This window comes from Streptomyces sp. NPDC127197 (genome assembly GCF_042672405.1).
Lineage (GTDB): Bacteria > Actinomycetota > Actinomycetes > Streptomycetales > Streptomycetaceae > Streptomyces > Streptomyces flavusporus.
In genome coordinates this window covers 339,781-365,028 of the sequence record NZ_JBHXVG010000001.1, presented here as the reverse complement: position 1 = coordinate 365,028, position 25,248 = coordinate 339,781, and the positions used below count along the sequence as shown (strand labels likewise).

Below are 25,248 nucleotides of genomic sequence, written 5' to 3'. Positions count from 1 at the left end.
GTGCGCGGTACCCCGCCGTCACCCGCGGCGTCCGCATGTTGGAACGGAGTATCCGGTTCCCGAGAACCGCTCCATCATGTAACCTGCACGAAATTTTGATCTCATCGGAGATCTCACGCAGAGGGCCAGCGTCGTCCCTCGGCACCCCTTCCCCCAGAGCCGAAGGCCTGGGAGGACCTCAAGCCACATGACGACGACGGGAGAGCCGATGCGTACGCCGCGCCAGCCGTCCCAGCAGTCCACGAACGGCCAGAACTGGTCGTTCATGGATGCTCGCCCTGCTGCGCAGGGTATGTACGACCCCCGCAACGAGCATGACGCCTGTGGCGTCGGCTTTGTGGCCACCCTCACCGGCGAGGCGAGCCATGCGCTGGTCGAGCAGGCGCTCACGGTTCTGCGCAACCTCGAGCACCGCGGGGCCACCGGCTCCGAGCCGGATTCCGGAGACGGCGCCGGCATCCTCGCCCAGGTGCCCGACGCCTTCCTCCGCGAGGTGGCCGGATTCCAGCTGCCCGAGGCCGGCGCCTACGCCGTAGGCATCGCCTTCCTGCCGGAGGACGGGACCGACGACGCCGTCTCACAGATCGAGACGATCGCCGCCGAAGAGGGCCTGACCGTCCTCGGCTGGCGCGAGGTCCCCGTCGCCCCCGAACTGCTCGGTGCCACCGCCCGTTCGACGATGCCCGCCTTCCGGCAGATCTTCGTCAGCGACGGCGTCTCGGAGGGCATCGCGCTCGACCGCAAGGCCTTCGTGCTGCGCAAGCGCGCCGAGCGCGAGGCCGGCGTCTACTTCCCCTCGCTGTCCGCGCGGACCATCGTCTACAAGGGCATGCTGACCACCGGCCAGCTGGAGCCCTTCTTCCCGGACCTGTCCGACCGCCGGTTCGCCTCCGCGATCGCGCTCGTGCACTCCCGGTTCTCGACGAACACGTTCCCGTCGTGGCCGCTGGCCCACCCGTACCGCTTCGTCGCGCACAACGGTGAGATCAACACCGTCAAGGGCAACCGCAACTGGATGCGGGCCCGCGAGTCCCAGCTGTACTCCGAGCTGTTCGGCTCCCCGGAGAAGCTGGAGCGGGTCTTCCCGATCTGCACGCCCGACGCCTCCGACTCGGCGTCCTTCGACGAGGTCCTCGAACTGCTGCACCTCGGCGGACGTTCGCTTCCGCACTCGGTGCTGATGATGATCCCGGAGGCGTGGGAGAACCACGACTCCATGGACCCGGCCCGGCGCGCCTTCTACGAGTACCACTCCACGATGATGGAGCCCTGGGACGGCCCGGCCTGTGTCACCTTCACCGACGGCACCCAGGTCGGCGCGGTTCTCGACCGCAACGGTCTGCGCCCGGGCCGCTACTGGGTCACCGACGACGGTCTCGTCGTCCTCGGCTCCGAGGTCGGCGTCCTCGACATCGACCCCGCCAAGGTCGTCCGCAAGGGCCGCCTGCAGCCGGGCCGCATGTTCCTCGTCGACACCGCCGAGCACCGCATCATCGAGGACGACGAGATCAAGGCCCAGCTCGCGGCGGAGCACCCGTACGCCGAGTGGCTGGAGGCCGGCGAGATCGAGCTCTCCGACCTGCCCGAGCGCGAGCACATCGTGCACACCCACGCCTCGGTCACCCGCCGCCAGCAGACCTTCGGCTACACCGAGGAGGAGCTGCGCGTCATCCTCGCCCCGATGGCCAAGGCCGGTGCGGAGCCGATCGGTTCGATGGGTACGGACTCGCCGATCGCGGCCCTCTCCGACCGCCCGCGGCTGCTCTTCGACTACTTCACCCAGCTGTTCGCGCAGGTCACCAACCCACCGCTGGACGCGATCCGCGAGGAGCTGGTCACCTCCCTGCGCTCGTCGCTGGGCCCGCAGGGCAACCTGCTGGAGCCGACGGCCGCCTCCTGTCGTAGCGTCGTGCTGCCCTTCCCGGTGATCGACAACGACGAGCTGGCCAAGCTCATCCACATCAACGCCGACGGCGACATGCCCGGCATGAAGGCCGCGACCCTCTCCGGCCTCTACCGGGTCAGCGGCGGCGGCGACGCCCTCGCCGCGCGCATCGAGGAGATCTGCGCCGAGGCCGACGCCGCGATAGAGAACGGCGCCCGCCTGATCGTCCTCTCCGACCGGCACTCGGACGCCGAGCACGCGCCGATCCCGTCGCTGCTGCTCACCGCGGCCGTCCACCACCACCTCATCCGCACCAAGCAGCGCACCCAGGTGGGCCTGCTGGTCGAGGCCGGTGACGTCCGCGAGGTCCACCACGTCGCCCTGCTCATCGGCTACGGCGCCGCCGCGGTCAACCCGTACCTGGCCATGGAGTCCGTGGAGGACCTGGTCCGCGCGGGCACCTTCCTGCCCGGCGTCGACCCCGAGAAGGCCATCCGCAACCTGATCTACGCCCTCGGCAAGGGCGTCCTGAAGGTCATGTCCAAGATGGGCATCTCCACCGTCGCCTCCTACCGCGGCGCCCAGGTCTTCGAGGCCGTCGGTCTCGACGAGGCCTTCGTGGAGAAGTACTTCAACGGCACCGCCACCAAGATCGGCGGCGTCGGCATCGACGTCATCGCCAAGGAGGTCGCCGCCCGGCACGCCAAGGCGTACCCCGCCTCCGGCATCGCCCCGGCGCACCGCGCGCTGGAGATCGGTGGCGAGTACCAGTGGCGCCGCGAGGGCGAGCCGCACCTGTTCGACCCGGAGACGGTCTTCCGCCTCCAGCACTCGACCCGTACGGGCCGCTACGACATCTTCAAGAAGTACACGGAGCGCGTGAACGAGCAGTCCGAGCGGCTGATGACGCTGCGCGGTCTGTTCGGCTTCAAGTCCGACCGGCAGCCGATCTCCATCGACGAGGTCGAGCCGGTCTCCGAGATCGTCAAGCGCTTCTCGACGGGCGCCATGTCGTACGGCTCCATCTCCAAGGAGGCGCACGAAACCCTCGCCATCGCCATGAACCAGCTGGGCGGCAAGTCCAACACCGGTGAGGGCGGCGAGGACCCGGAGCGTCTCTACGACCCCGCTCGCCGGTCGTCGATCAAGCAGGTGGCGTCGGGCCGGTTCGGTGTGACCTCCGAGTACCTGGTCAACTCCGACGACATCCAGATCAAGATGGCCCAAGGCGCCAAGCCCGGCGAGGGCGGCCAGCTGCCCGGCCACAAGGTGTACCCGTGGGTGGCGAAGACCCGGCACTCGACGCCGGGCGTGGGGCTCATCTCCCCGCCGCCGCACCACGACATCTACTCCATCGAGGACCTGGCCCAGCTGATCCACGACCTGAAGAACGCGAACCCGCAGGCGCGGATTCATGTGAAGCTGGTCTCGGAGGTCGGCGTCGGCACGGTCGCCGCCGGTGTGTCCAAGGCCCACGCGGACGTGGTGCTCATCTCCGGTCACGACGGTGGTACGGGTGCCTCGCCGCTGACGTCGCTGAAGCACGCGGGCGGTCCCTGGGAGCTCGGCCTCGCCGAGACCCAGCAGACGCTGCTGCTCAACGGCCTGCGCGACCGGATCGTCGTGCAGACCGACGGCCAGCTGAAGACCGGCCGTGACGTCGTCATCGCCGCGCTGCTCGGCGCCGAGGAGTTCGGTTTCGCGACCGCGCCGCTCGTCGTCTCCGGCTGCGTCATGATGCGCGTCTGCCACCTGGACACCTGCCCGGTCGGCATCGCCACCCAGAACCCGACCCTGCGCGAGCGGTTCACCGGCAAGGCCGAGTACGTCGTGAACTTCTTCCAGTACATCGCCGAAGAGGTCCGCGAGATCCTCGCCGAGCTGGGCTTCCGCTCCATCGAGGAAGCCGTCGGCCACGCCGAGGCCCTCGACGTCACGCGGGCCGTCGACCACTGGAAGGCGCAGGGCCTGGACCTGGCTCCGCTGTTCCACGTGCCGGAGCTGCCCGAGGGCGCGGTGCGCCACCAGCTGATCGAGCAGGACCACGGCCTGGAGAAGGCGCTCGACAACGAGCTGATCAAGCTCGCCGCCGACGCGCTCGCCGTGGACTCGGTGAACGACGCCCAGCCGGTCCGTGCCCAGGTCGCCATCCGCAACATCAACCGCACGGTCGGCACCATGCTCGGCCACGAGGTGACGAAGAAGTTCGGCGGCGCAGGTCTGCCCGACGACACCATCGACATCACCTTCACCGGGTCCGCGGGCCAGTCGTTCGGCGCCTTCGTCCCGCGCGGTGTCACGCTGCGCCTCGAGGGCGACGCCAACGACTATGTCGGCAAGGGCCTGTCCGGCGGCCGGATCATCGTCCGCCCGGACCGGGGCGCCGACCATCTCGCCGAGTACAGCGTCATCGCGGGCAACACCCTCGCGTACGGCGCGACCGGCGGCGAGATGTTCCTGCGCGGCAAGGTCGGCGAGCGCTTCTGCGTCCGCAACTCCGGCGCGCTGGTCGTCTCCGAGGGCGTGGGCGACCACGGCTGCGAGTACATGACCGGCGGTCACGCGGTGGTGCTCGGCGAGACGGGCCGCAACTTCGCGGCCGGTATGTCCGGCGGTATCGCGTACGTCATCGACCTCGACCGCGACAACGTCAACGTCGGCAACGTGGAGTCGGTCGAGGTGCTCGACGACACCGACAAGCAGTGGCTGCACGACGTGGTGCGCCGGCACGCGGAGGAGACCGGTTCCACGGTCGCCGAGAAGCTGCTCGCGGAGTGGTCCGTGTCCGTGGAGCGCTTCAGCAAGATCATCCCCAGCACGTACAAGGCAGTGCTCGCCGCCAAGGACGCCGCCGAGCGAGCCGGTCTCTCCGAGTCCGAGATCACCGAGAAGATGATGGAGGCGGCGATCAATGGCTGACCCGAAGGGCTTTCTGAACCACGGCCGTGAGGTCGCCAAGTCCCGCCCCGTCGAGGAGCGCGTCAGGGACTGGAACGAGGTCTACGTCCCCGGCTCGCTGCTGCCGATCATCAGCAAGCAGGCCAGCCGGTGCATGGACTGCGGCATCCCGTTCTGCCACAACGGCTGTCCGCTGGGGAACCTGATCCCCGAGTGGAACGACTACGCCTACCGCGAGGACTGGGCGGCCGCCTCCGAGCGCCTGCACGCCACGAACAACTTCCCGGAGTTCACGGGCCGCCTGTGCCCGGCTCCCTGCGAGTCGGCGTGTGTGCTCGGCATCAACCAGCCGGCCGTCACCATCAAGAACGTCGAGGTCTCGATCATCGACAAGGCGTGGGAGACCGGTGACGTCGCGCCGCAGATCCCCGAGCGCCTTTCCGGCAAGACGGTCGCGGTCATCGGCTCGGGCCCGGCGGGCCTGGCCGCCGCCCAGCAGCTCACCCGGGCCGGCCACACGGTCGCCGTCTACGAGCGCGCGGACCGCATCGGAGGCCTCCTCCGGTACGGCATCCCCGAGTTCAAGATGGAGAAGCGGCACATCAACCGCCGTATCGAGCAGATGCGCGCGGAGGGCACCCGCTTCCGCACCGGCATCGAGATCGGCCGCGACCTGAAGGCCACGGATCTGAGGAAGCGGTACGACGCGGTCGTCATCGCCGCCGGTGCCACCACGGCGCGTGACCTCCCGGTCCCCGGCCGCGAGCTCAAGGGCATCTACCAGGCGATGGAGTACCTGCCCCTGGCCAACAAGGTCCAGGAGGGCGACTACGTCACCCCGCCGATCTCGGCCGAGGGCAAGCACGTCGTCGTCATCGGCGGCGGCGACACGGGCGCCGACTGCGTGGGCACCGCCCACCGTCAGGGCGCGGCCTCCGTGACGCAGCTGGAGATCATGCCGCGCCCGAACGAGGAGCGGAACCCGGTCGCCCAGCCGTGGCCGACCTTCCCGATGCTCTACAAGGTCACCTCGGCGCACGAGGAGGGCGGTGAGCGGGTCTACTCCGTCTCCACCACCCACTTCGAGGGCGACGAGGACGGCAACGTCCAGTGGCTGCACCTCACCGAGGTGGAGTTCATCGACGGCAAGCTGACCCCGAAGCCGGGCACGGAGCGCAAGATCCCCGCCCAGCTGGTCACCCTCGCCATGGGCTTCACCGGCACCGACCGGGAGAACGGACTGGTCGACCAGTTCGGCCTGGAGCTCGACGAGCGCGGCAACATCGCCCGCGACGCCGACTACCAGACGAACGTGCCGGGCGTGTTCGTCGCCGGTGACGCCGGCCGCGGCCAGTCGCTCATCGTGTGGGCGATCGCGGAGGGCCGCTCGGCCGCCCGCGGCGTCGACCGCTTCCTGACCGGCGCCAGCGACCTGCCGGCGCCGATCCGTCCGACGGACCGTGCGCTGATGGTCTGACGGTTCCGGAGAACGACACCTCACAAGACGTCCCGTACAAAGGCGTACGGAACACAGACGGCGCCTGCCTCTTGTCCCCGACCGGACGACTGGGCAGGCGCCGTCGCCTTTTCCTCACGTCAGGGCGGTGACCTTCCCGACCGTCAGGACCACCAGCAGCACCAGCAGCGCCACACACGCCCCCGCCTGCACCAGCGAACGCCGTTCCCGCGGCGCGTACGCATAGGCGAGCGTCACCAGCGCCCCCGCCAGCAGCCCGCCCAGGTGCCCCTCCCAGGAGGTGAAGGCCGCGGAGATCAGCAGCCACAGCAGCAGGCCCGCCATGAAACGGTTGACGGCGTTCATGTCGTAGCCGAGGCGGCGGGACATCACGTAGTACGCGGCGCCCAGACCGAAGATCGCGCCGGACGCGCCGACGGTGAGGTCCTCGGGGGCGAGCAGCAGGACGAGGACCGAGCCGCCGAGCGCCGACAGCAGGTAGAGGGCGACATAGCGGATCCGCCCGAGCTGGGACTCGACCAGGCGGCCGAGGTTCCACAGCGCCGCCATGTTCATCACGATGTGCAGGATCCCGAACGTGCCCTCGGTGGGCGGCAGATGCAGGAACGCGCCGGTCAGCAGGCGCCACCACTCCCCGTCGACGAGGCCCTCGGCAGCGAAGCCCGGCGGGTACACCGCCTGCCACACATAGTGGCCACCGTCCGGTCCGACGAGCCCGCCGCCCAGCATCCCGAACCGGTCCACGATCTCCGGGCGCACCAACTCGCCGACATAGGCGAGGACGTTGAGCGCGATCAGCGCGTACGTCACCAGGGGCACCGCGGTGATCCGGCCGCCGAACGCGGTCCGCGCCTGGCGCACCGAGCGGGCGCCCTCCTTCACACACTCCGGGCAGTGGTGGCCGACGGCCGCCTCCCGCATGCAGTCGGGGCAGATGTACCGGTCGCAGCGGGTGCAGCGGACGTGGCACTCGACCTTGGGATGGCGATAGCAGGTGGTGACGGCGGACTCGGGTTCCACAGCCGGCTCCTCTTGGGGGTGAACGGACGGCGAGCCGGCGGGGCGGCGGCGATCAAAATAGCGAACGCCTGTGGACAGGGGGAGAGGTGGGGCCTAGGGCCTGTCCGGCGGATCATGCCGCAGACGCGGGGTCTGGCACGCCCGTCTGCCGCGTTGTCGTCACTTGCCGACTCCCCCACGCTCGGCTTCGCTCGCGCGGGAGGGGCCCTCATCGCGTCGACTCCCTCCTCCGCCTTGCAGCTGGACGCACCAGACCCCGCTCACCAGCGCCGATCAGTCACCGTCGCTTTCCTGCGACCTGATCCGCCGGACAGGCCCTGGTGCCGTAGCCTCGGCGTCGGTCCTGGTGGCGAAGGGGGAGCCCGCATGGCGGCGATCAGTCTCAGCAAGGTCGAGGAAACCGCACCCGCACTGGTCAGTCTCTACAAGAGCGCCGGGGTGTCGCTCGCCAGGCACGGGCTGGACGGACAGCGGGCCGCCGTCTACCTGGTGGTCGACTACTCCGGCTCGATGAAGCCGTACTACAGGGACGGCAGCGTGCAGGCGCTGGCCGACCGGGTGCTCGGGCTGTCCGCGCACCTCGACGACGACGGCCGGGTGCCGGTGGTGTTCTTCTCGACGGACGTCGACGCGGAGACCGACATCGCGCTCGCCGACCATCGCGGGCGCATCGAGCGGATCGTGGCCGGGCTCGGGCACATGGGGAAGACCAGCTACCACCTGGCGATGGACGCCGTCATCGACCACTATCTCGACAGCGGCTCCACGGATCCCGCCCTGGTCGTCTTCCAGACCGACGGCGGGCCGATCAACAAGCTCGCCGCGGAGCGCTATCTGTGCAAGGCGGCTCGGCTGCCGCTGTTCTGGCAGTTCATCGGCTTCGGTGATCCGAACAGCCGGCAGTTCGAGTTCCTGCGCAGGCTCGACGAGCTGCCGGTACCGGACAAGCGGGTCGTCGACAACGCGGGGTTCTTCCACGCCGGTGCGGATCCGCGGGCGGTGTCCGACGCCGAGCTGTACGACCGACTGGTGGGCGACTTCCCGCAGTGGCTGGCGGCCGCGCGGGCACAGGGGATCGTACGAACCTGAGCCGCCTGCCGCACTGTTGGCTGGAACGGGACGCCGTGTCACCCTGAGGTTGATCCGACGGGGAGGCGACGCAGCTCATGGGTGAGGGCGCACGAACGGGGAACGCACGGGCCGCCACGGCCCCGCGCGGCGAGCGAGTGGCCGACTGGGCCGACGGACGGCTCGGCCTGTACGCGCTGGCCAAGGCCAATATGCGCAAGGTGTTTCCGGACCACTGGTCGTTCATGCTGGGTGAGGTTTGTCTCTACAGCTTCCTCGTGCTGATCCTCACCGGCGTCTACCTCACGCTGTTCTTCGAGCCGAGCAGCGCCGAGGTGGTCTACGAAGGGTCCTACACACCGCTCAACGGCGTCGTGATGACCAAGGCGTTCGAGTCCACCCTCGACATCAGCTTCGATGTGCGCGGCGGGCTGCTGATCCGGCAGATCCACCACTGGGCGGCGCTGGTCTTCGTCACCGGCATGCTCGTGCACATGATGCGGGTGTTCTTCACCGGCGCCTACCGCAAACCGCGCGAGATCAACTGGGTGTTCGGCTGGACGCTGCTGATGCTCGGCATCATCACCGGTCTCACCGGCTACTCGCTCCCCGACGACCTGCTGTCCGGCACCGGCATCCGCTTCGCCCAGGGCGCGATCCTGTCGATCCCGATCGTGGGCACGTATTTGTCGTTCTTCCTGTTCGGCGGGGAGTTCCCGGGGCACGACATCATCGCGCGGCTGTACCCGATCCACATCCTGCTGCTGCCCGGGATCATGCTGGGCCTGGTCGTGGCCCATCTGATCCTGGTCTTCTATCACAAGCACACCCAGTACCCCGGCCCCGGCCGCGACCAGAAGTCCGTCGTCGGCATGCCCTTCATGCCGGTCTACATGGCCAAGGCGGGCGGCTTCTTCTTCCTGGTCTTCGGCGTGCTCACGATCATGGGCGGCCTCGCGCAGATCAACCCCGTGTGGGCCTTCGGCCCCTACCGTCCCGACCTCGTCACCACCGGCGCCCAGCCCGACTGGTATCTCGGCTTCTCCGAGGGCCTGATCCGGGTGATGCCGGGATGGGAGATCAGCGCCTTCGGCCACACGCTGGTGCTGGGCGTCTTCATCCCGTTCGCGCTGTTCCCGCTGATCCTGGCCGCCATCGGGATCTACCCCTTCATCGAGGCGTGGATCACCGGCGACAAACGCGAGCACCACATCCTGGACCGGCCGCGCAACGCCCCCGTCCGCACGGGGCTCGGCGTCGCCTGGCTCACGCTGTACGCGGTGTGCCTGATCGGCGGCGGCAACGACATCATCGCGACGCATCTGCATCTGTCGATCAACGCCATCACCTGGTTCGTGCGGATCGCGTTCTTCGTTGCGCCGGTGCTGGCGTTCTTCGTCACCAAGCGGATCTGTCTGGGCCTGCAACGCCGCGACCGGGAGAAGGTGCTGCACGGTCGGGAGACCGGCACCATCAAGCGGCTGCCGCACGGCGAGTACATCGAGGTCCACGAACCCCTCGTCCAGGACCAGCGGTTCACCCTCACCCAGCACGAGCAGCCGGCGCCGTACGAGATCGGACCGCGTGTCGACGCGAACGGCGTGCGCCGTCCGGTCACGGTCTCCCAGCGGGTGCGGGCCCGGCTCGCCCGGGTCATGTTCGGGCCCGGCAGCCACATACCGAAGCCGACCCGGGAGGAGTACCGGGAGATCACCCGCGGGGGCGGGCACGGGCATTGAGGACGACGGTCCGGCACTCGTCGGGGCCTCCCCACGCGGTGCGCAGGGCGCGGGCCTTGGTCAGCCAGAGGGACAGGTCGTACTCCGCGGTGTAGCCGATCGCGCCGTGCAGCTGGAGGGCCGTCCGGGCCGTGGTGTACGCCGCCTCGCAGGCCGCCGTCTTCGCGGCGGCCACGTCGGCCGGGCTCATCGTCACCGCGGCGCCGAAGACCAGCGGCCGCGCGAACTCCAGGGCGATCTTCGCGTCGGCCAGCCGGTGCTTGACCGCCTGGAACGAACCGACGGGGACCCCGAACTGCGTGCGCTGCCTGACGTACGCGACCGTCCGGTCCAGCAGCGCGAGCCCCACACCGAGGGCCTGGGCGGCGGTGGCGAGCCAGGCCCAGGTGAGGGCGCGGTCGGCCGGCGGGGCGGGGGAGAGGAGTTCACCGCCGGTCAGGAGGGGGGTGAGGCGGCGGGCGGGGTCGAGGGAGGGGCGCGCGGGCGCGTGGCCGGGGGCGAGACGCAGGCCGTCGGGTGCGAGGGAGAGATGGATGGTCGCCGCGTCGCCGTCGAGGGCGTACGACCCTTCGGGTGCCAGCGTCACCATCGACTCGCCTGCTGCCAGCCGGGGGAGGAAGCGCTCGGCGAGAGCGTCCGGCTCGGTGAGCAGTACGGCCGCCGCGACCGTCTCCGCCAACGGCCCCGGCACCGCATGCCGCCCCAACTCCACGAAAGCGACGGCGACTTCGACGGGGCGCGGGCCCACTCCGTCGTAAGCCTCGGGTACCGCCAGCGCGAACACCCCCGCCTCGGCGATACGGGACCACAGCTTGCGGCCGCTCGTGTGCTCGCCGCGGCTCCAGTCCCGTATGACGGTAGGCGTCTCGGCGGACCTCAGCATCGCGTCCAGGGAGGCGGCGAAGGCACGCTGATCGGAGTCGAGGAGGAAGCGCATCAGCGGCGTCCCTTCGGCAGGCCCAGCAGGTGTTCGGCGACGAGGTCGCGCTGGATCTCGTTCGTGCCGGCGTAGATGGGGCCGGCGAGGGAGAAGACGTAGGACTCGGACCACTCCGTGTCCGCGCACTCGCCCTCCGGCCCGAGGACGTCGAGGGCGGTCTCGTGCAGCGCGATGTCGTACTCGGACCAGAAGACCTTGTTCAGGCTGGACTGAGCGCCGAGCGGTTCGCCGTCGAGGAAGCGGGCGGCGGCCGCGTAGGTGAAGAGCTGGTAGGCGCGGGAGCCGATGAGGGCATCGGCCACTCTCCGCCGTGCGGATTCCGGACTTCCCTGTGCCTGCCAGAGCTCGTGCAGCCGGCCGGCGGCGGCGAGGAAGCGGCCGGGGGAGCGCAGCGTCAGGCCGCGCTCGTTGGCGGCCGTCGACATCGCGATCCGCCAGCCCTGGCCGGGCTCGCCGATGACGTCCTCGTCCGGGACGAAGACATCGTCCAGGAACAGTTCGGCGAAGGCGGGCTTGCCGTCCAGCCGGGCGATGGGACGGACCGTGACGCCGGGGGCGCGCAGGTCGAACATCACGTACGTCAGGCCCTGGTGGGGTTTCGGGGTGCCCGGCTCGCTGCGGAACAGGCCGAAGGCGCGGTCGGCGAAGGCCGCACGGGAGGACCAGGTCTTCTGTCCCGACAGCAGCCAGCCACCGTCGGTGCGGACGGCCCGGGAGGTCAGGGACGCCAGGTCCGAGCCCGCCTCCGGCTCCGACCACGCCTGCGCCCAGATCACCCCGCCGCTCGCCATCGTCGGCAGGATCCGGGCCTGCTGCTCCCTGCTGCCGTGGTCGAAGAGGGTGGGGGCCAGCAGACCGATGCCGTTCTGCGAGACCCGGCCCGGAGCGCCCGCCGCGTAGTACTCCTCCTCGAAGATCAGCCACTTGACGAGGTCCACGCCCCGGCCGCCGTACTCCTCCGGCCAGGAGACCACCGACCAGCGGTCCGCATACAGCCGTGCCTCCCAGGCCCGGTGCTCGGCGAAGCCCTCCTCCGTCTCCAGTGAGGCCGGTGGCTCGGCGGGCACGTGGGCCCGCAGCCACTGCCGGGCCTGTGCGCGGAACGCCTGCTCCTCGGCTGACTCGTCCAGGTCCACGGGTGCCCGCTCCCTTCCCTAACAAGTGTTTGGTAGGTTAGCGTGGCGCCATGACAGACGTCGAGGCTCCGTCATACGTCCCCGGGCACGGACTGCTCGCCGGGCGCACCGCCGTCATCACCGCGGCGGCCGGGGCGGGGATCGGCGGCGCCACCGCCCGCCGGTTCCTGGAGGAGGGCGCACGCGTGCTGATCAGTGACGCGCATGTGCGGCGGCTGAAGGAGTACGAGGCAGAGCTGGGGCGTCAGTTCGCGGGCGCGGTGGCGGCCGTCCCCTGTGACGTCACCGACGACGCCCAGGTGCGGGCGCTCTTCGCGGCGGCTGTACGGGAGCACGGGCGGCTGGACATCGTCGTCAACAACGCGGGCCTGGGCGGGACGGCCGACCTGGTCGACATGAGCGACGAGCAGTGGTCCCGCGTGCTGGACGTGACGCTGAACGGCACCTTCCGGTGCACCCGGGCGGCCCTGCGGGCGATGCGCACGACCGGCGGCGGAGTGATCGTCAACAACGCGTCCGTCGTCGGCTGGCGCGCCCAGGCCGGGCAGGCGCACTACGCCGCGGCGAAGGCGGGCGTGATGGCGCTGACCCGGTGCGCGGCCCTGGAAGCCGCCGAGTACGGAGTGCGGGTCAACGCCGTCGCGCCGAGCCTCGCCATGCATCCACACCTGGTGAAGGTGACGACACCCGAACTGCTCGCCGAGCTCACCGCCCGCGAGGCCTTCGGGCGGTACGCCGAACCCTGGGAGGTGGCCAACGTGATCGTGTTCCTGGCGTCCGGCTACTCCTCGTACATGACCGGAGAGGTCGTGTCCGTCAGCAGCCGGCATCCCTAGGTGCGGGTGCAGACCACAATGGGTCACGTGCCGACCAAGAAGAAGCCTCAGGTGACCGGCGCCGCGCCGGCGCGCCGCCGCGAACTCCTGCGCACCGCCGCAGAGGTCTTCGCCGAGCAGGGCTACAACGCAACAACCGTACGGACCATCGCCGACCAGGCGGGCATGCTCGCGGGCAGCCTCTACTACCACTTCGACTCCAAGGAGTCGATGCTGGAGGAGATCCTGCACACCTTCCTGGACGAGCTCTGGGACGGCTACGACGCCGTCCTGGAGGCCGGGCTCGGGCCGCGCGAGACGCTCCAGGCCCTGGTCACCGAGTCGTTCAAGGAGATCGACCGGCACCGCCCCGCCGTCGCGATCTACCAGAAGGAGTCCAGGCAGCTGGCGGCGCAGGAGCGGTTCGCCTTCCTCGCCGAGTCCCAGAGCAAGTTCGAGAAGGCGTGGCTGACCACGCTGGAGCGCGGCGTCGCGGACCGGGTCTTCCGGGACGACCTCGACGTCCGGCTCACCTACCGGTTCGTGCGGGACACGGTGTGGGTCGCCGCGTCCTGGTACCGGCCCGGCGGGCAGCACAGTCCGGAGGAGATCGCCCGGCAGTACCTGTCGATGGTGCTGGACGGGATCGCCGTACGTGAATAGCCCTTTTCCGTGAGGGAGTTGACATGGCCGAGGCCTACATCGTCGAAGCGGTCCGCACGCCCGTGGGGCGGCGCGGAGGAGGACTGAGCGGGGTCCACCCGGCCGACCTGGGTGCCCATGTGCTCAAGGCGCTGATCCAGCGGGCCGGGGTCGATCCGGCCGCCGTCGAGGACGTCGTCTTCGGATGCCTGGACACCGTCGGGCCGCAGGCCGGGGACATCGCGCGGACCTGCTGGCTGGCGGCCGGGCTGCCCGAGGAGGTGCCCGGGGTGACCGTGGACCGCCAGTGCGGGTCCTCGCAGCAGGCCGTGCACTTCGCGGCGCAGGGCGTGCTGTCCGGGACACAGGACCTGGTGGTCGCCGGGGGCGTACAGAACATGTCGCAGATCCCCATCGCCTACGCGACCCGGCAGGCCGCCGAGCCGCTGGGCTTCACCCAGGGGCCCTACGCAGGGAGCGAGGGGTGGCGGGCGCGGTACGGGGACCGGGCGGTGAACCAGTTCGCCGGCGCCGAGATGATCGCCGCGAAGTGGGGGATCGGCCGGCCGGAGCAGGAGGAGTTCGCGCTCGGCTCGCACCGGCGGGCGGTGCGGGCGATCGACGAGGGGCGGTTCACGCGGGAGACCGTGCCGTACGGGGACGTCGCCGCCGACGAAGGGCCACGGCGGGACACCTCCCTGGAGAAGATGGCCGCGCTGAAGCCGGTCATCGACGGCGGCACGATCACGGCCGCCTGCTCCTCGCAGGTCTCCGACGGCGCGGCGGCCCTGCTGCTGGCCTCCGAGCAGGCGGTGCGCGAGCACGGGCTGACGCCGCGCGCCCGCGTCCACCACCTCTCGGTGCGCGGCGAGGACCCGATCCGCATGCTCACGGCCCCGATACCCGCCACCGCCCACGCCCTGAAGAAGACCGGCCTCACCATCGACGACATCGACCTCGTCGAGATCAACGAGGCCTTCGCGCCGGTCGTCCTGGCCTGGCTGAAGGAGACCGGCGCCGACCCCGGGAAGGTCAACGTCAACGGCGGCGCGATAGCCCTGGGCCACCCGCTCGGCGCGACCGGCGCGAAGCTGATGACGACGCTGCTGCACGAACTGGAGCGCACGGGTGGGCGGTTCGGGCTGCAGACGATGTGCGAGGGCGGGGGACAGGCGAACGTGACGATCATCGAGAGGATCTGAGCAGCTCCAAGGACTTCAGCGTCTCCTCGGCCTCCGTCATGATCCGCTCCACCAGCTCCGCGCACGACGGCAGGTCCTCGATGACCCCGGCGACCTGCCCGGACGCCATCACACCGACGTCCGTACGACCGTCCACCATCGACGCCTTCAGCAACATCGGCGTGTTGGCGGCCAGCAGGACCTGGCTCCAGGTCAGGTCCTTGCCGTGCTTCATCGCGAGGCCGTCCTGGATCATGCCGCGCCAGGTGCGGCCGGACAGCTTCCGGAACCCGGCCGCCCTGCGTATGGCCCGCAGCAGGGTCGTCGTACGGCCGGATCTCTCCAGCGCGTCGACCAGTTCCGTGTGCAGCATGCGGTGCGGCAGGCCGTCGATCGCCGTCGTGACCGTGACGTCCCTGACCGTCGCCGCCAGATACCTCGCCTTCACCGCGTCAGGCACCGCAGAGTCCGACGTCAGCAGGAACCGCGTGCCCATGGCGACGCCCTCCGCCCCGTACGCCAGCGCCGCGACCAGGCCCCGCCCGTCGAAGAAGCCGCCCGCCGCCACGACCGGGATGTCCACGGCGTCCACGACCTGGGGCAGCAGCACCGTCGTTGCCACCTCGCCGGTGTGGCCGCCGCCCTCGCCGCCCTGCACGATCACCGCGTCCGCGCCCCACGCCGCGACCTTCTCGGCATGGCGCCGCGCCCCGACGGACGGGATGACCACCGTGCCCGACTCCTTGAGAGCGCCGATCAGTTCGGGGGAGGGGGCGAGGGCGAACGAGGCGACCCGGACACCCTCGTCGATCATGATCTGGACCCGGTCGGCCGCGTCGCCCGCGTCGGCCCGCAGATTGACGCCGAAGGGTGCGGTCGTCCGCGATGCGACCTCGCGTATCGCCTCGCGCAACTGGTCGAGCGTCATCGTCGCCGACGCCAGGATGCCGAGCGCCCCCGCGTTCGCCGTCGCCGAGACCAGGCGGGGGCCCGCCACCCAGCCCATCCCGGTCTGCACGACGGGATGCCGTACGCCGACCAGTCTGGTGAGCGCCGTCTCCATCAGGTCCGCACCTCCCGGTCCCGGGTGTTCGCCGGGTCGATCACCTCACGGATCAGGTGCAGTTCCTCGGTCGTGGGCGCGCGGGTCGGCGGCACCTCGGACGGGACCGTCAGCGCGAAGCCCGTCGCTTCCCGCACCTCCTCGACGCTCACCCCCGGGTGCAGTGACGCCACCCGCATCGAGTGGTCCGGCGTGGCGAAGTCGAAGACGCCGAGGTCGGAGACGACCCGGGCCAGGTGGTGGAAGCGTGCCGTCTCCGGGTGCGCGGCGGCACGGTCGTACCCGACCCCGCACACCATGTCGACGCGTTCGACGAACACCCGCCGGGAATGCCGGGGGATCCAGTAACTCGTCGGATTGTTCAGTGTGTTGACCGGCGCTCCGCGCACGCCGAGCAGTTGCCGGACGGGTTTCGTCCAGTCGCCGATGCAGGAGATGTTCTGGTTGCCGTAGCGGTCGATCTGGCTCGCGCCCATCATCACGTGCCGTCGGCCACCGGTGACCAGGGTGAGGTGCCGGCGGTACGGCAGCCAGCCCTCAGGCGTGCCGTCGACGTCCACCAGCGTCGCCTCGCCGTCGGTCAGCAGCAGGTCGGGGGCGAAGGTACGGCGGGCGAGCCGGGCGCCGATGGAGGGGATCAGGCCCATGGGGCTCGCCAGGATCTCGCCGGCCCCGCGCCAGGCCTCGGCGCAGCCGATCACGCAGTACTCGGCGCGGGTGGGTGCGGACGCTTCTGCGCTCATGGCCGCTCCTTGTGCCAGGCCTGGACGGCGGACCGGTATGCGGGCTCGTCGCCGCCGAGGAACTGCTCGGCGAACTGTGGCCAGGGCGTGCCGGCGTAGTGCTTCTGGAAGGCCTCGTCGCGCGCGTAGTCGGGTGCGCAGGAGGTGAAGTGGGCGCCGTTCGGGGCCTCGACGACGCCGGCCACCGTGTGCCGCTGGACGAGGAGCGTCTGCGGCGCGGCCTCCTTCGTCAGCTCGGCCGTGTCCACGATCCGCTCGCAGGAGACGTACGCCCGCTCGGCTGCCGCGCAGAACAGGTCGTCGAAGTACGGGTCGGGGCCCAGATACTGCCCGTTGCCCCGCCGGTCCGCGCGGTTCACATGGACCAGAGCCGCGTCCAGGCGCAGGGCCGGCATGGCCACGAGCGTCTCGCCGTCCTCGTACGGGGACGTCACCGTGCGCAGCGCGGGGTTCACCCGCATCACGTCCGAACCGGGGCCGGACCGGACCGGGAGAAACGGGAGCCTGTTCGCGGCGGCCTGCAACCCCCACAGGAACATCGCCTCGTCGATCTCCATCAGCTCGAACGCCCCGCGTTCGCGCGCCGCCCGGTAGTGGGGTTCGAGCGGGATCGAGTCGAGGGTGGCGAAGGCGGCGACCAGCTTCCGGATCCGGCCGGCGGCGGCCAGCATGCCGACGTCCGGACCGCCGTACGAGACGACGGTGAGATCGGTGATCCCGGTGCGGAGCAGTGCTCTCACCAGGGCCATCGGTTTGCGGCGCGAGCCCCAGCCGCCGATGCCGAGGGTCATACCGCTCCGCAGCCGGGAGACGGCCTCGTCGGCGGTCATCGTCTTGTCGGTCACTCGGGCACGTCCTTTCCGAAGCCGCTGCGGACGCGGCCGGCCACCCCGCTGAGACCCGCCTCGAAGGTGAAGCCCTGCTCGAAGCGGTAGCTGCGGCGCACGTCGACCGGGTCGATACCGTTGATGGCGGCCTTGGCCAGGCGCAGCAGCCGACCGTCCTTGGCGGCGATCTCGCGGGCCAACTCCAGGGCCGCCGCCCGCAGTTCCCCGCGTCGCACCACCCGCCACACCGAGCCGTGCGCCTGCAGCTCGGCCGCGCTCACCGTGCGCGAGGTGTAGTACAGCGTGCGCATGAGGTGCTGGGGGACCAGGCGGGCCAGGTGCGTGGCCGCGCCGAGGGCGCCCCGGTCCAGCTCGGGCAGGCCGAAGACGGCGTCCTCGCTCGCCACGATCGCGTCCGCGTTCCCCACCAGGCCGATACCGCCGCCCAGGCAGAAGCCCTGCACCGCCGCCACGACGGGAACCTCGCACTCGTACACCGCCGCGAACGCCTCGGCACAGCCGGAGTTGGCACCGAGCAGGGCGCTGTCGCCCCGCGCCTGTATCTCCTTGATGTCCACACCCGCGTTGAAGCCCCGCCCCTCGGCGGCCAGCACGACACAGCGGACCTCGGCGTCCCGGCCGGCCGCGCGCACCGCGTCCGCGAGGGCGTACCAGCCGGCCACCGGCAGCGCGTTCACCGGCGGATGGTCGACCGTGACGACGGAAATCCCCTTTCCCGGGGACGAGGTGGAGACACCCATGAGCACATCAGCTACCTTTCCACCAAACATTTGTTAGGTGTGAGGCTTTGAAGCTAGCAGCCGCCGTTCGGCAGTGGGAGCCCCTGTGGACAAAGCACCCCTTGTGGAAAACTCACGGCGCCCGAGCCTGGCCGGCCGGACCGTCGTCGTCACCGGCGGCACCCGAGGAGTCGGCGCCGGGATCGCGCGGGCCTTCGTCGACGCGGGCGCCGACGTCGTCACCTGTGCGCGCAGACCGGCCGACACTCCGCTCGACGGCTGCCGGTTCGTGTCCGTCGACCTGCGCGACCAGAGCGCCGTACGGGCCTTCTTCGCCGCGCTGCCCCGCCTCGACGTCCTCGTCAACAACGCAGGCGGCACTCCGCACCGGCTGCTGACCGACGTCGACGCCGAGCGGCATGCCCGCGTCGTCGAACTGAACCTCGTCGCCCCGCTGACCGCCTCGCTCGCCGCGTACGAGCACCTCGCACAGGCCAAGGGGTGTGTGGTGATGATCGGCAGCGTCAGCGGCAGCCGCCCGTCCCCCGGCTCGGCCGCGTACGGCGCCGCCAAGGCGGGACTGGAGAGCCTCGCCCGCTCCATGGCCGTCGAGTGGGCGCCGGACGTGCGGGTCAACACGCTGGTGGTCGGGATGGTGCGAACGGAGCTGTCCCACCTCCACTACGGGGGCCAGGACGGGATCGCGGCGGTGTCGCGCACGGTTCCGCTCGGACGGCTCGCGGAACCGTCCGACGTCGGTGCGGCCGCCGTGTTCCTCGCCTCCGACGCCGCCTCGTACATCAGCGGGGCGAGCCTGCTCGTACACGGAGGCGGGGAGCGGCCCGCGTTCCTGGACGCCGCGACCGCCCACAAGGAGGGGTGAGATGAGCCGAATCTGCGACGGGCGGGTCGTCGTCGTCACCGGGGCCGGGCGGGGGCTCGGCAGGGCCCATGCGCTCGCCTTCGCCGCCGAGGGCGCACGGGTCGTCGTCAACGACCTCGGGGTCGGGCCGGACGGGACACCCGCGGCCGACAGCCCGGCCGCGCGGGTGGTCGCGGAGATCCGGGCGCGCGGCGGTGAAGCGGTCGCGCACGGCGGGGACGTCGCCACGACCGACGGCGCGGCATCCCTGATCCAGGTCGCGCTGGAGACGTACGGCCGGCTCGACACCCTCGTCAACAACGCCGGCTTCCTGCGCGACCGCATGCTGGTCAACCTCGGGGAGGACGACTGGGACGCCGTCGTACGCGTCCACCTCAAGGGCCACTTCCTGCCACTGAAACATGCCGCCGCGCACTGGCGGGCCGAGGCCAAGGCCGGCCGCACACCGGCGGCCCGGATCGTCAACACCAGCAGTGGAGCGGGCCTGTTGGGCTCCGTCGGTCAGGGCAACTACAGCGCCGCGAAGGCCGGGATCGTCGGGCTGACCCTGGTCGCGGCGGCAGAGCTCGGGCGGTACGGCGTACAGGTCAACGCGATTGCACCGGCAGCGCGCACACGGATGACGGACCGCACGTTCGCGACGGCCATGGCTGCCCCGGACGGCGGATTCGACGCCATGGCCCCGGAGAACGTCTCCCCCCTCGTCGTCTGGCTCGGCTCGGCCGCCAGCACGGGGGTCACCGGGCGGGTTTTCGAGGCGGAAGGGGGCCGGATCGCCGTGATGGAGGGGTGGCGGGCGGGGCCCGAGACCGACAAGGGCGCGCGGTGGGACGTGACCGAAGTAGATGGGGCGGTACGCGGGCTGCTGGACGCCGCGGAGGTTCCGGGGGCGGTGTACGGGAGCCAGGTGGACTGACCCTGGCATCAACACCCGACCACCACCACACCTACGTATCGCACTCCAGCACAGTCCTGCACAGCGCACAGCGCGCCCGCACACGCCCCCGCACCGGTACCCGGATCCGCTGGTGACACGTCGGGCAGGGAAACGACACCCGCAGCGGCCCGCGCGCATCCGGCGTGAAGGCGTACGGCGCGCCCGGCGCCGCGACCAGGGCGTGCCGGTCCTGAGCGTGCCGCCGGTCGCGGGCGTAGCGCCGCCGGCCCGCCCAGCCCGCCGCCGTGAGCGGAGGCTGCTGCTCGTCCCGGCGGGCCAGGGACCTGCCCTCCACGAACGCCGTGTACGCCTGCGGGCTGGTGAACCACGTCGACGGATCCTCCCCGAACACCATGGCGCGTTTGGCGAGGACGTACCCGAACTCCTCCGGGGTCAGATAGCCGAGCTTCTGACTGGACGCCGAGTCCTCCCGGTACGCATCCAGCAGCAGCCAGCCGGCGCCCAGATACGTCGTCGCCGTGTCCGTGAGGATCTCGTTGTCCCGCGTGCCGTCGAAGGACAGGCCCAGGCGGTGCAGATACACATGCATCACCTCGTGCGCCAGCGCCGCGCCGATGTCCCGGCGGTGGGCGCGGAAGCGGTCGTTCAACTCCACGAAGTACTCGGGGCCCGCGGCGAGTTCGACGTTCGCCGCGTGCTGCATCTCCCGGAAGCTGACGATCAGGCGGGCGTCCGGCAGCCGGTAGTGCCGCACCAGCTCGCGGGCCACCCGCTGGGCGCCCAGATACAGGTCGTCGGTGTCGCAGAAGGCCACGTCGGCCGGGGCCACGCTGGTCGCGAACGTCTGGACGGTGTCGTACGACAGCCGCCTGTACAGCGCGGTGATGGCGGCCCGCACCGTCTCCAGGTGTGGGTAGCCGTGCTCGACCGGTCCGTCGTTCGCCACGCCCGTACCCCCAAGACGCCTTGAACCCGATTCCACTCTACGGGGGTGAGAGCTGATTTTCGCCGGCCGGGTTCCTCCGCCGGGGCGTGAGATCTGTCCTTGTCATGCACGCCATCCGATCTTCATACTCGCGAGCCGCCCAATCCCCCACGAAGGGAAGTACGTTGACCCATATCGCGACGAGAAGAACGGGCCTGACCCTGGCGAAGAGAGCCGCGGCAGCCGGTGCCGTCGCCCTCGCGGTCGCCAGCCTCCAGCCGGTCAGCGCGCACGCCGCGGACACGCGCGTCATCGGCGGAAAGCCCGCCGCGCAGAACGAGTTCCCCTTCATGGTCCACCTCTCCATGGGCTGTGGCGGGGCGCTGTACAAGAAGGACATCGTCCTGACCGCCGCCCACTGCATGGAGGGCTCCGGCAACAACACCCGCATCACCGTCACCGCGGGTGTCGCCGACCTCAACTCCTCCGCCGCGATCAAGGTCAAGTCGACCAAGGTCAAGGTGGCGCCGGGCTACGACGGCACGGGCAAGGACTGGGCGCTGATCAAGCTGGCCCGGCCCATCGACAAGCCCACGCTGAAGATCGCCACCACCAACCGCTACAACCGCGGCATGTTCACCATCGCCGGCTGGGGCGACACGAAGGAGGGCGCGGGAACCGGCACGACCAAGCTCCAGAAGGCCACCGTGCCGTTCGTCAGCGACCGCGCGTGCAAGTGGCACTACGGCAACCGCCTGGTGCCCGCAGAGGAACTGTGCGCCGGCTACCAGAGCGGCAGCGTCGACACCTGCCAGGGCGACTCCGGCGGCCCCATGTTCCGCAAGGACGACGCGGGCAAGTGGATCCAGGTCGGCATCGTCAGCTGGGGTGACGGCTGCGCCCGCACCGGCGTTCCCGGTGTCTACACCGAGGTCAGCCACTTCGCGAAGGACATAGCCCGGGCGGCGTCCGCGCTGTAGGGCGAGCCACCGTACGGCGGAGCCGCCCGTGTCATGTGCGGCTCCGCCGGAAAACCGGCTTCCACCTCAGGCACGGCTTCCGTGAGACGGGACGCGTGCCGGGCGTGCCCGGCGGGCATGAGGAGTGGCCTTCCCCAAGGTGATCGGCGCGGCCCGCGACGCCGCCCCGTAGGGTGGGAGCCCATGACCACCAGCAACACCACCACCGGTGACGTCGATCCGGCCGTCCGCGAGGAGCTCGCCCGGCTGCGTGAGAGCATCGACAACATCGACGCGGCCGTCGTCCACATGCTCGCCGAGCGTTTCAAGTGCACCCAGCAGGTCGGACACCTCAAGGCCGTGCACCAGCTGCCGCCCGCCGACCCGGACCGCGAGGGACGGCAGATCGCCCGGCTGCGCGCCCTCGCGGAGAGCGCCAAGCTGGACCCGGGTTTTGCTGAGAAATTCCTCAACTTCATCATCGCCGAGGTCATCCGGCACCACGAGAGAATCGCCGAGGACACCGAGAACGCAACCGCGTCCCCGGCCGACTGACCTCGGCCGACCTCACCCAGGACGGGACAGGGACCCACGCGGGCACGGCGCGTCGTGCACTCCACGTCAGCAGGCGAGCACTCCCCGTCAGCGACCCGGGCGCGGTTCGGTCGTCCAGGCCACCGGCTGGGCCGCGCCACCGACGCGGGACCCCACACAGGCCCGTATACCCCTCCGCCCCTGTCCCCCTGTCAGTGCCATCAGGCAGCATGTCCTCCATGTCCGTACTCACGCGCGACGAAGCGCAGACCCGTGCCCAGCTCCTCGACGTCCGCCGCTACACGATCGACCTAGATCTGACCACCGGGGACGAGACCTTCGACTCCCGTACCGTGATCAGGTTCACCGTCCGCGCGGACCAGGACGTCACGGACACCTTCGTCGAGCTCAAGCCCGCCGAACTGAGCTCGGTCACCCTCGACGGACAGCCCCTCGACCCGGAGACCCTGGACGAGAACCGCCTGCCCCTGAAGAACCTCACCCCCGGCGACCACGAACTGCGCGTCGACGCCGCCATGCGCTACTCGCACACCGGCGAGGGCATGCACCGCTTCACCGACCCCACCGACGGCGAGACCTACGTCTACACCCAGCTGTTCATGGACGACGTCCAGCGGGTCTTCGCCGCCTTCGACCAGCCTGACCTCAAGGCCGTCTTCGAACTGTCGGTGAAGGCACCCGACGGCTGGACCGTCCTCGCCAACGGCATCACCGAGCACACCGACGGCGTATGGAAGGCCGCGCCCACCCCGCTGATCTCCACCTACCTCGTCGCCGTCGCCGCCGGCCCCTGGCACTCGGTGCGCACCGAGCACCGCGGCCTGCCCTTCGGCATCCACTGCCGCCGCTCGCTCGCGCCCTACCTGGACGCCGACGCCGACGAAATCCTCGACGTCACGCGCGCGTGCTACGACCGCTACCACGAGAAGTTCGAGGAACCGTACCCCTTCGACTCCTACGACCAGGCGTTCGTCCCCGAGTTCAACGCCGGCGCCATGGAGAACCCCGGACTGGTCACCTTCCGCGACGAGTTCGTCTACCGCTCCGCCGTCACCGACACCGAGCGGCAGACCCGCGCCATGGTCATCGCCCACGAGATGGCCCACATGTGGTTCGGCGACCTCGTCACCCTCAAGTGGTGGGACGACATCTGGCTCAACGAGTCCTTCGCCGAGTACATGGGCTACCAGACCCTCACCGAGGCCACCCGCTTCACCGACACCTGGACCGACTTCGGCGTCGTCCGCAAGGGCTGGGGCTACGACGCCGACCAGCGCCCCTCCACCCACCCCGTCGCCCCCGAAGCCGTCAACGACACCGCCTCCGCCCTGCTCAACTTCGACGGCATCTCCTACGCCAAGGGCGCCTCCGCGCTACGCCAGTTGGTGGCCTGGCTCGGCGAGAAGGACTTCCTCGCCGGCATCAACACCCACTTCACCCGGCACCGGTTCGGCAACGCCACCCTCACCGACTTCATCGACTCCCTCACCGCCGCCACCGAACGCGACGTCCACGCCTGGGCCGACGCCTGGCTGCGCACCACCGGCGTCGACACCCTCACCCCCCGCGTCACCGGCGACAACGGCACCTACACCCTCACCGTCGAACGCACCGGCAGCCGCCCGCACCGCATCGCCGTCGGCCTCTACGACCCCGACCTCACCGACGAAGGCCGCCTCACCCTGCGCGAACGCCTCGACCTCGACATCCCGCAGACCGACGGCCGGCCCATCGGCAAGCGCCCCGCGCTGCTGCTGCTCAACGACAGCGACCTCACCTACGCGAAGGTCCGCTTCGACCCGGAGTCCTTCCGCGCCGTGCGCAACGGACTGTCCGGCCTGCCCGAACCCCTCACCCGCGCGGTCGTGTGGAACGCCCTCAGGGACGCCGTCCGCGACGGCGAACTCCCGCCCACCACCTACCTGGACACCGCCCGCGCCCACCTCCCGCGCGAGACGGACCTCGCCCTAGTCCAAGGCGTCCTCGGCTTCGCCACCACCCAGATCACCGACCGCTACCTCGCCCCCGAGGACCGCCCCGCCGCCCTGACCACCATCTCCTCCCTCTGCCGCGACCTGCTGCGCCGCACCGAGGACGGCGACAACCCCGGCCTGCGTCTGCTCGCCGTACGCCACTTCATCGACGTCGCCGCCCAGCCCGACACCATCGCCGCCTGGCTGGCCGACGGCACCGTCCCCGGCGGACCGGAACTCGACCCCGAGCTGCGCTGGCGCGTCCTCGCCCGCCTCGCCGTCCTCGGCGCCACCGACGAGACGGCCATAGCCGCCGAGCTGGACCGCGACCCCAGCGCCACCGGCCAGGAGGGCGCCGCCCGCTGCCGCGCCGCCCTGCCCGACCCGGCGGCCAAGCACACCGCCTGGGAGGCCATGTTCGCCACGGACGACCTGTCCAACTACCTGTTCACCGCCACCGCCCAGGGCTTCTGGCAGCCCGAACAGGCCGACCTCGTACGGGAGTACGTGCCGCGTTACTACGAGGACGCCGTCGCCGTAGCCGCCCGCCGCGGCCCCGCCATCGCCGATGCCGCCGGCCGCTGGGCCTTCCCCACCCACGCCGTCGACACCGACACCCTGCGCCTCGGCGAGGAGTGCCTGCGCGACGCCGACCCCATCCCGGCCCTGCGCCGCAAGCTGGCCGACCAACTGGACGATCTGGCCCGCGCCTTGCGAGTACGGCAGGCGTAGGGCCGTCCGGCGGATCACGCCGTGGGGGTAGGGCCCCCGTCCGGCGGATCACGCTGCAACCGCGGGGCCCGGCACGCCACCGCAACGCGGCACCGGGCGGGCGGGGCCCGCAACGCGGCACAGGGTTGGCGGGCCCACGCCCGCCACCC

General features: G+C 70.7%; 20 protein-coding genes. 12 read left to right on the top strand and 8 right to left on the bottom strand.

Going from position 1 to position 25,248, the window contains the following annotated elements; genetic code table 11:
* Positions 1–208: 208 nt before the first annotated feature.
* Both gltB and ACFVJQ_RS01740 read left to right on the top strand, forming a co-directional pair.
* Complete coding sequence (gltB, locus tag ACFVJQ_RS01745; RefSeq protein ID WP_385509452.1) at positions 209–4,804, top strand: glutamate synthase large subunit; 4,596 nt, start codon at positions 209–211, stop codon at positions 4,802–4,804.
* Positions 4,797–6,260: a glutamate synthase subunit beta gene (locus ACFVJQ_RS01740; protein WP_385780171.1), complete on the top strand. Its 1,464-nt coding sequence runs from the start codon at positions 4,797–4,799 to the stop codon at positions 6,258–6,260. The genes gltB and ACFVJQ_RS01740 overlap by 8 nt, the downstream gene beginning before the upstream one ends.
* Positions 6,261–6,374: 114 nt before the next feature.
* On the opposite strand, the gene ACFVJQ_RS01735 is transcribed toward ACFVJQ_RS01740, so the two are convergent.
* Positions 6,375–7,280, bottom strand: a complete 906-nt coding sequence (locus ACFVJQ_RS01735; protein WP_385780168.1) for a rhomboid family intramembrane serine protease — start codon at positions 7,278–7,280, stop codon at positions 6,375–6,377.
* Positions 7,281–7,646: 366 nt separating this feature from the next.
* Between ACFVJQ_RS01735 and ACFVJQ_RS01730 the strand changes: the two genes are divergently transcribed.
* Both ACFVJQ_RS01730 and ACFVJQ_RS01725 read left to right on the top strand, forming a co-directional pair.
* A complete protein-coding gene (locus tag ACFVJQ_RS01730) occupies positions 7,647–8,369 on the top strand; it encodes a vWA domain-containing protein (protein ID WP_385780165.1) in 723 nt (240 codons plus the stop codon).
* 77 nt (positions 8,370–8,446) lie between these two features.
* Entirely contained in the window at positions 8,447–10,087 is a 1,641-nt protein-coding gene (locus ACFVJQ_RS01725; protein WP_385509311.1) for a cytochrome bc complex cytochrome b subunit, read from the top strand.
* Here the strand turns inward: ACFVJQ_RS01725 and ACFVJQ_RS01720 are convergent.
* Together ACFVJQ_RS01720 and ACFVJQ_RS01715 are read right to left on the bottom strand one after the other, a co-directional pair.
* A complete protein-coding gene (locus tag ACFVJQ_RS01720) occupies positions 10,059–11,024 on the bottom strand; it encodes an acyl-CoA dehydrogenase family protein (RefSeq protein WP_385509310.1) in 966 nt (321 codons plus the stop codon). The genes ACFVJQ_RS01725 and ACFVJQ_RS01720 overlap by 29 nt on opposite strands.
* On the bottom strand, positions 11,024–12,163 hold the full coding sequence (locus tag ACFVJQ_RS01715) for an acyl-CoA dehydrogenase family protein (protein ID WP_385780161.1): 1,140 nt from the start codon (positions 12,161–12,163) through the stop codon (positions 11,024–11,026). Before ACFVJQ_RS01715 ends, ACFVJQ_RS01720 begins: the two co-directional genes overlap by 1 nt.
* Before the next feature lie 50 nt (positions 12,164–12,213).
* Here ACFVJQ_RS01715 and ACFVJQ_RS01710 point away from each other — a divergent pair, with 50 nt between their 5' ends.
* The 3 genes from ACFVJQ_RS01710 to ACFVJQ_RS01700 are packed head-to-tail and all read left to right on the top strand — an operon-like array spanning position 12,214 to position 14,822.
* Positions 12,214–12,999 carry an SDR family oxidoreductase gene (locus ACFVJQ_RS01710; protein WP_385780158.1) on the top strand — a complete coding sequence of 262 codons (786 nt, stop codon included), beginning with the start codon at positions 12,214–12,216 and terminating at the stop codon, positions 12,997–12,999.
* A gap of 27 nt (positions 13,000–13,026) precedes the next feature.
* Positions 13,027–13,641 carry a TetR/AcrR family transcriptional regulator gene (locus ACFVJQ_RS01705; RefSeq protein WP_385509307.1) on the top strand — a complete coding sequence of 205 codons (615 nt, stop codon included), beginning with the start codon at positions 13,027–13,029 and terminating at the stop codon, positions 13,639–13,641.
* 23 nt (positions 13,642–13,664) lie between these two features.
* Positions 13,665–14,822 (top strand): acetyl-CoA C-acetyltransferase, encoded by a 1,158-nt coding sequence (locus ACFVJQ_RS01700; RefSeq protein ID WP_385509306.1) that lies wholly within the window; start codon positions 13,665–13,667, stop codon positions 14,820–14,822.
* On the opposite strand, the gene ACFVJQ_RS01695 is transcribed toward ACFVJQ_RS01700, so the two are convergent.
* Genes ACFVJQ_RS01695 through ACFVJQ_RS01680 form a run of 4 tightly spaced genes read right to left on the bottom strand, consistent with a single transcriptional unit; the run spans position 14,806 to position 18,195 of the window.
* A complete protein-coding gene (locus tag ACFVJQ_RS01695) occupies positions 14,806–15,864 on the bottom strand; it encodes an NAD(P)H-dependent flavin oxidoreductase (RefSeq protein ID WP_385780156.1) in 1,059 nt (352 codons plus the stop codon). The genes ACFVJQ_RS01700 and ACFVJQ_RS01695 overlap by 17 nt on opposite strands.
* Complete coding sequence (locus ACFVJQ_RS01690) at positions 15,864–16,607, bottom strand: CoA-transferase subunit beta (protein WP_385780153.1); 744 nt, start codon at positions 16,605–16,607, stop codon at positions 15,864–15,866. Before ACFVJQ_RS01690 ends, ACFVJQ_RS01695 begins: the two co-directional genes overlap by 1 nt.
* Positions 16,604–17,452 carry a CoA transferase subunit A gene (locus tag ACFVJQ_RS01685; RefSeq protein WP_385509303.1) on the bottom strand — a complete coding sequence of 283 codons (849 nt, stop codon included), beginning with the start codon at positions 17,450–17,452 and terminating at the stop codon, positions 16,604–16,606. Before ACFVJQ_RS01685 ends, ACFVJQ_RS01690 begins: the two co-directional genes overlap by 4 nt.
* The gene (locus tag ACFVJQ_RS01680; RefSeq protein ID WP_224740057.1) at positions 17,449–18,195 is read right to left on the bottom strand and encodes an enoyl-CoA hydratase family protein; all 747 of its coding nucleotides are present in this window, start codon (positions 18,193–18,195) and stop codon (positions 17,449–17,451) included. The genes ACFVJQ_RS01685 and ACFVJQ_RS01680 overlap by 4 nt, the downstream gene beginning before the upstream one ends.
* A gap of 103 nt (positions 18,196–18,298) precedes the next feature.
* On the opposite strand from ACFVJQ_RS01680, the gene ACFVJQ_RS01675 reads away from it, so the two are divergent.
* Positions 18,299–19,057 carry an SDR family oxidoreductase gene (locus ACFVJQ_RS01675; protein ID WP_385780150.1) on the top strand — a complete coding sequence of 253 codons (759 nt, stop codon included), beginning with the start codon at positions 18,299–18,301 and terminating at the stop codon, positions 19,055–19,057.
* Between the two features lies 1 nt (position 19,058).
* Entirely contained in the window at positions 19,059–19,973 is a 915-nt protein-coding gene (locus ACFVJQ_RS01670; RefSeq protein ID WP_385509300.1) for an SDR family oxidoreductase, read from the top strand.
* A gap of 31 nt (positions 19,974–20,004) precedes the next feature.
* On the opposite strand, the gene ACFVJQ_RS01665 is transcribed toward ACFVJQ_RS01670, so the two are convergent.
* Positions 20,005–20,901, bottom strand: coding sequence for a hypothetical protein (locus ACFVJQ_RS01665; protein WP_385509299.1), 897 nt, complete (start codon positions 20,899–20,901; stop codon positions 20,005–20,007).
* 173 nt (positions 20,902–21,074) lie between these two features.
* Between ACFVJQ_RS01665 and ACFVJQ_RS01660 the strand changes: the two genes are divergently transcribed.
* From ACFVJQ_RS01660 to pepN, 3 genes are all read left to right on the top strand, one after another.
* A complete protein-coding gene (locus ACFVJQ_RS01660; protein ID WP_374328856.1) occupies positions 21,075–21,860 on the top strand; it encodes a trypsin-like serine protease in 786 nt (261 codons plus the stop codon).
* Between the two features lie 183 nt (positions 21,861–22,043).
* The gene (locus ACFVJQ_RS01655) at positions 22,044–22,394 is read left to right on the top strand and encodes a chorismate mutase (protein WP_385509298.1); all 351 of its coding nucleotides are present in this window, start codon (positions 22,044–22,046) and stop codon (positions 22,392–22,394) included.
* Between the two features lie 218 nt (positions 22,395–22,612).
* Positions 22,613–25,099: an aminopeptidase N gene (gene pepN / locus ACFVJQ_RS01650; protein ID WP_385780145.1), complete on the top strand. Its 2,487-nt coding sequence runs from the start codon at positions 22,613–22,615 to the stop codon at positions 25,097–25,099.
* Positions 25,100–25,248 lie beyond the last annotated feature (149 nt).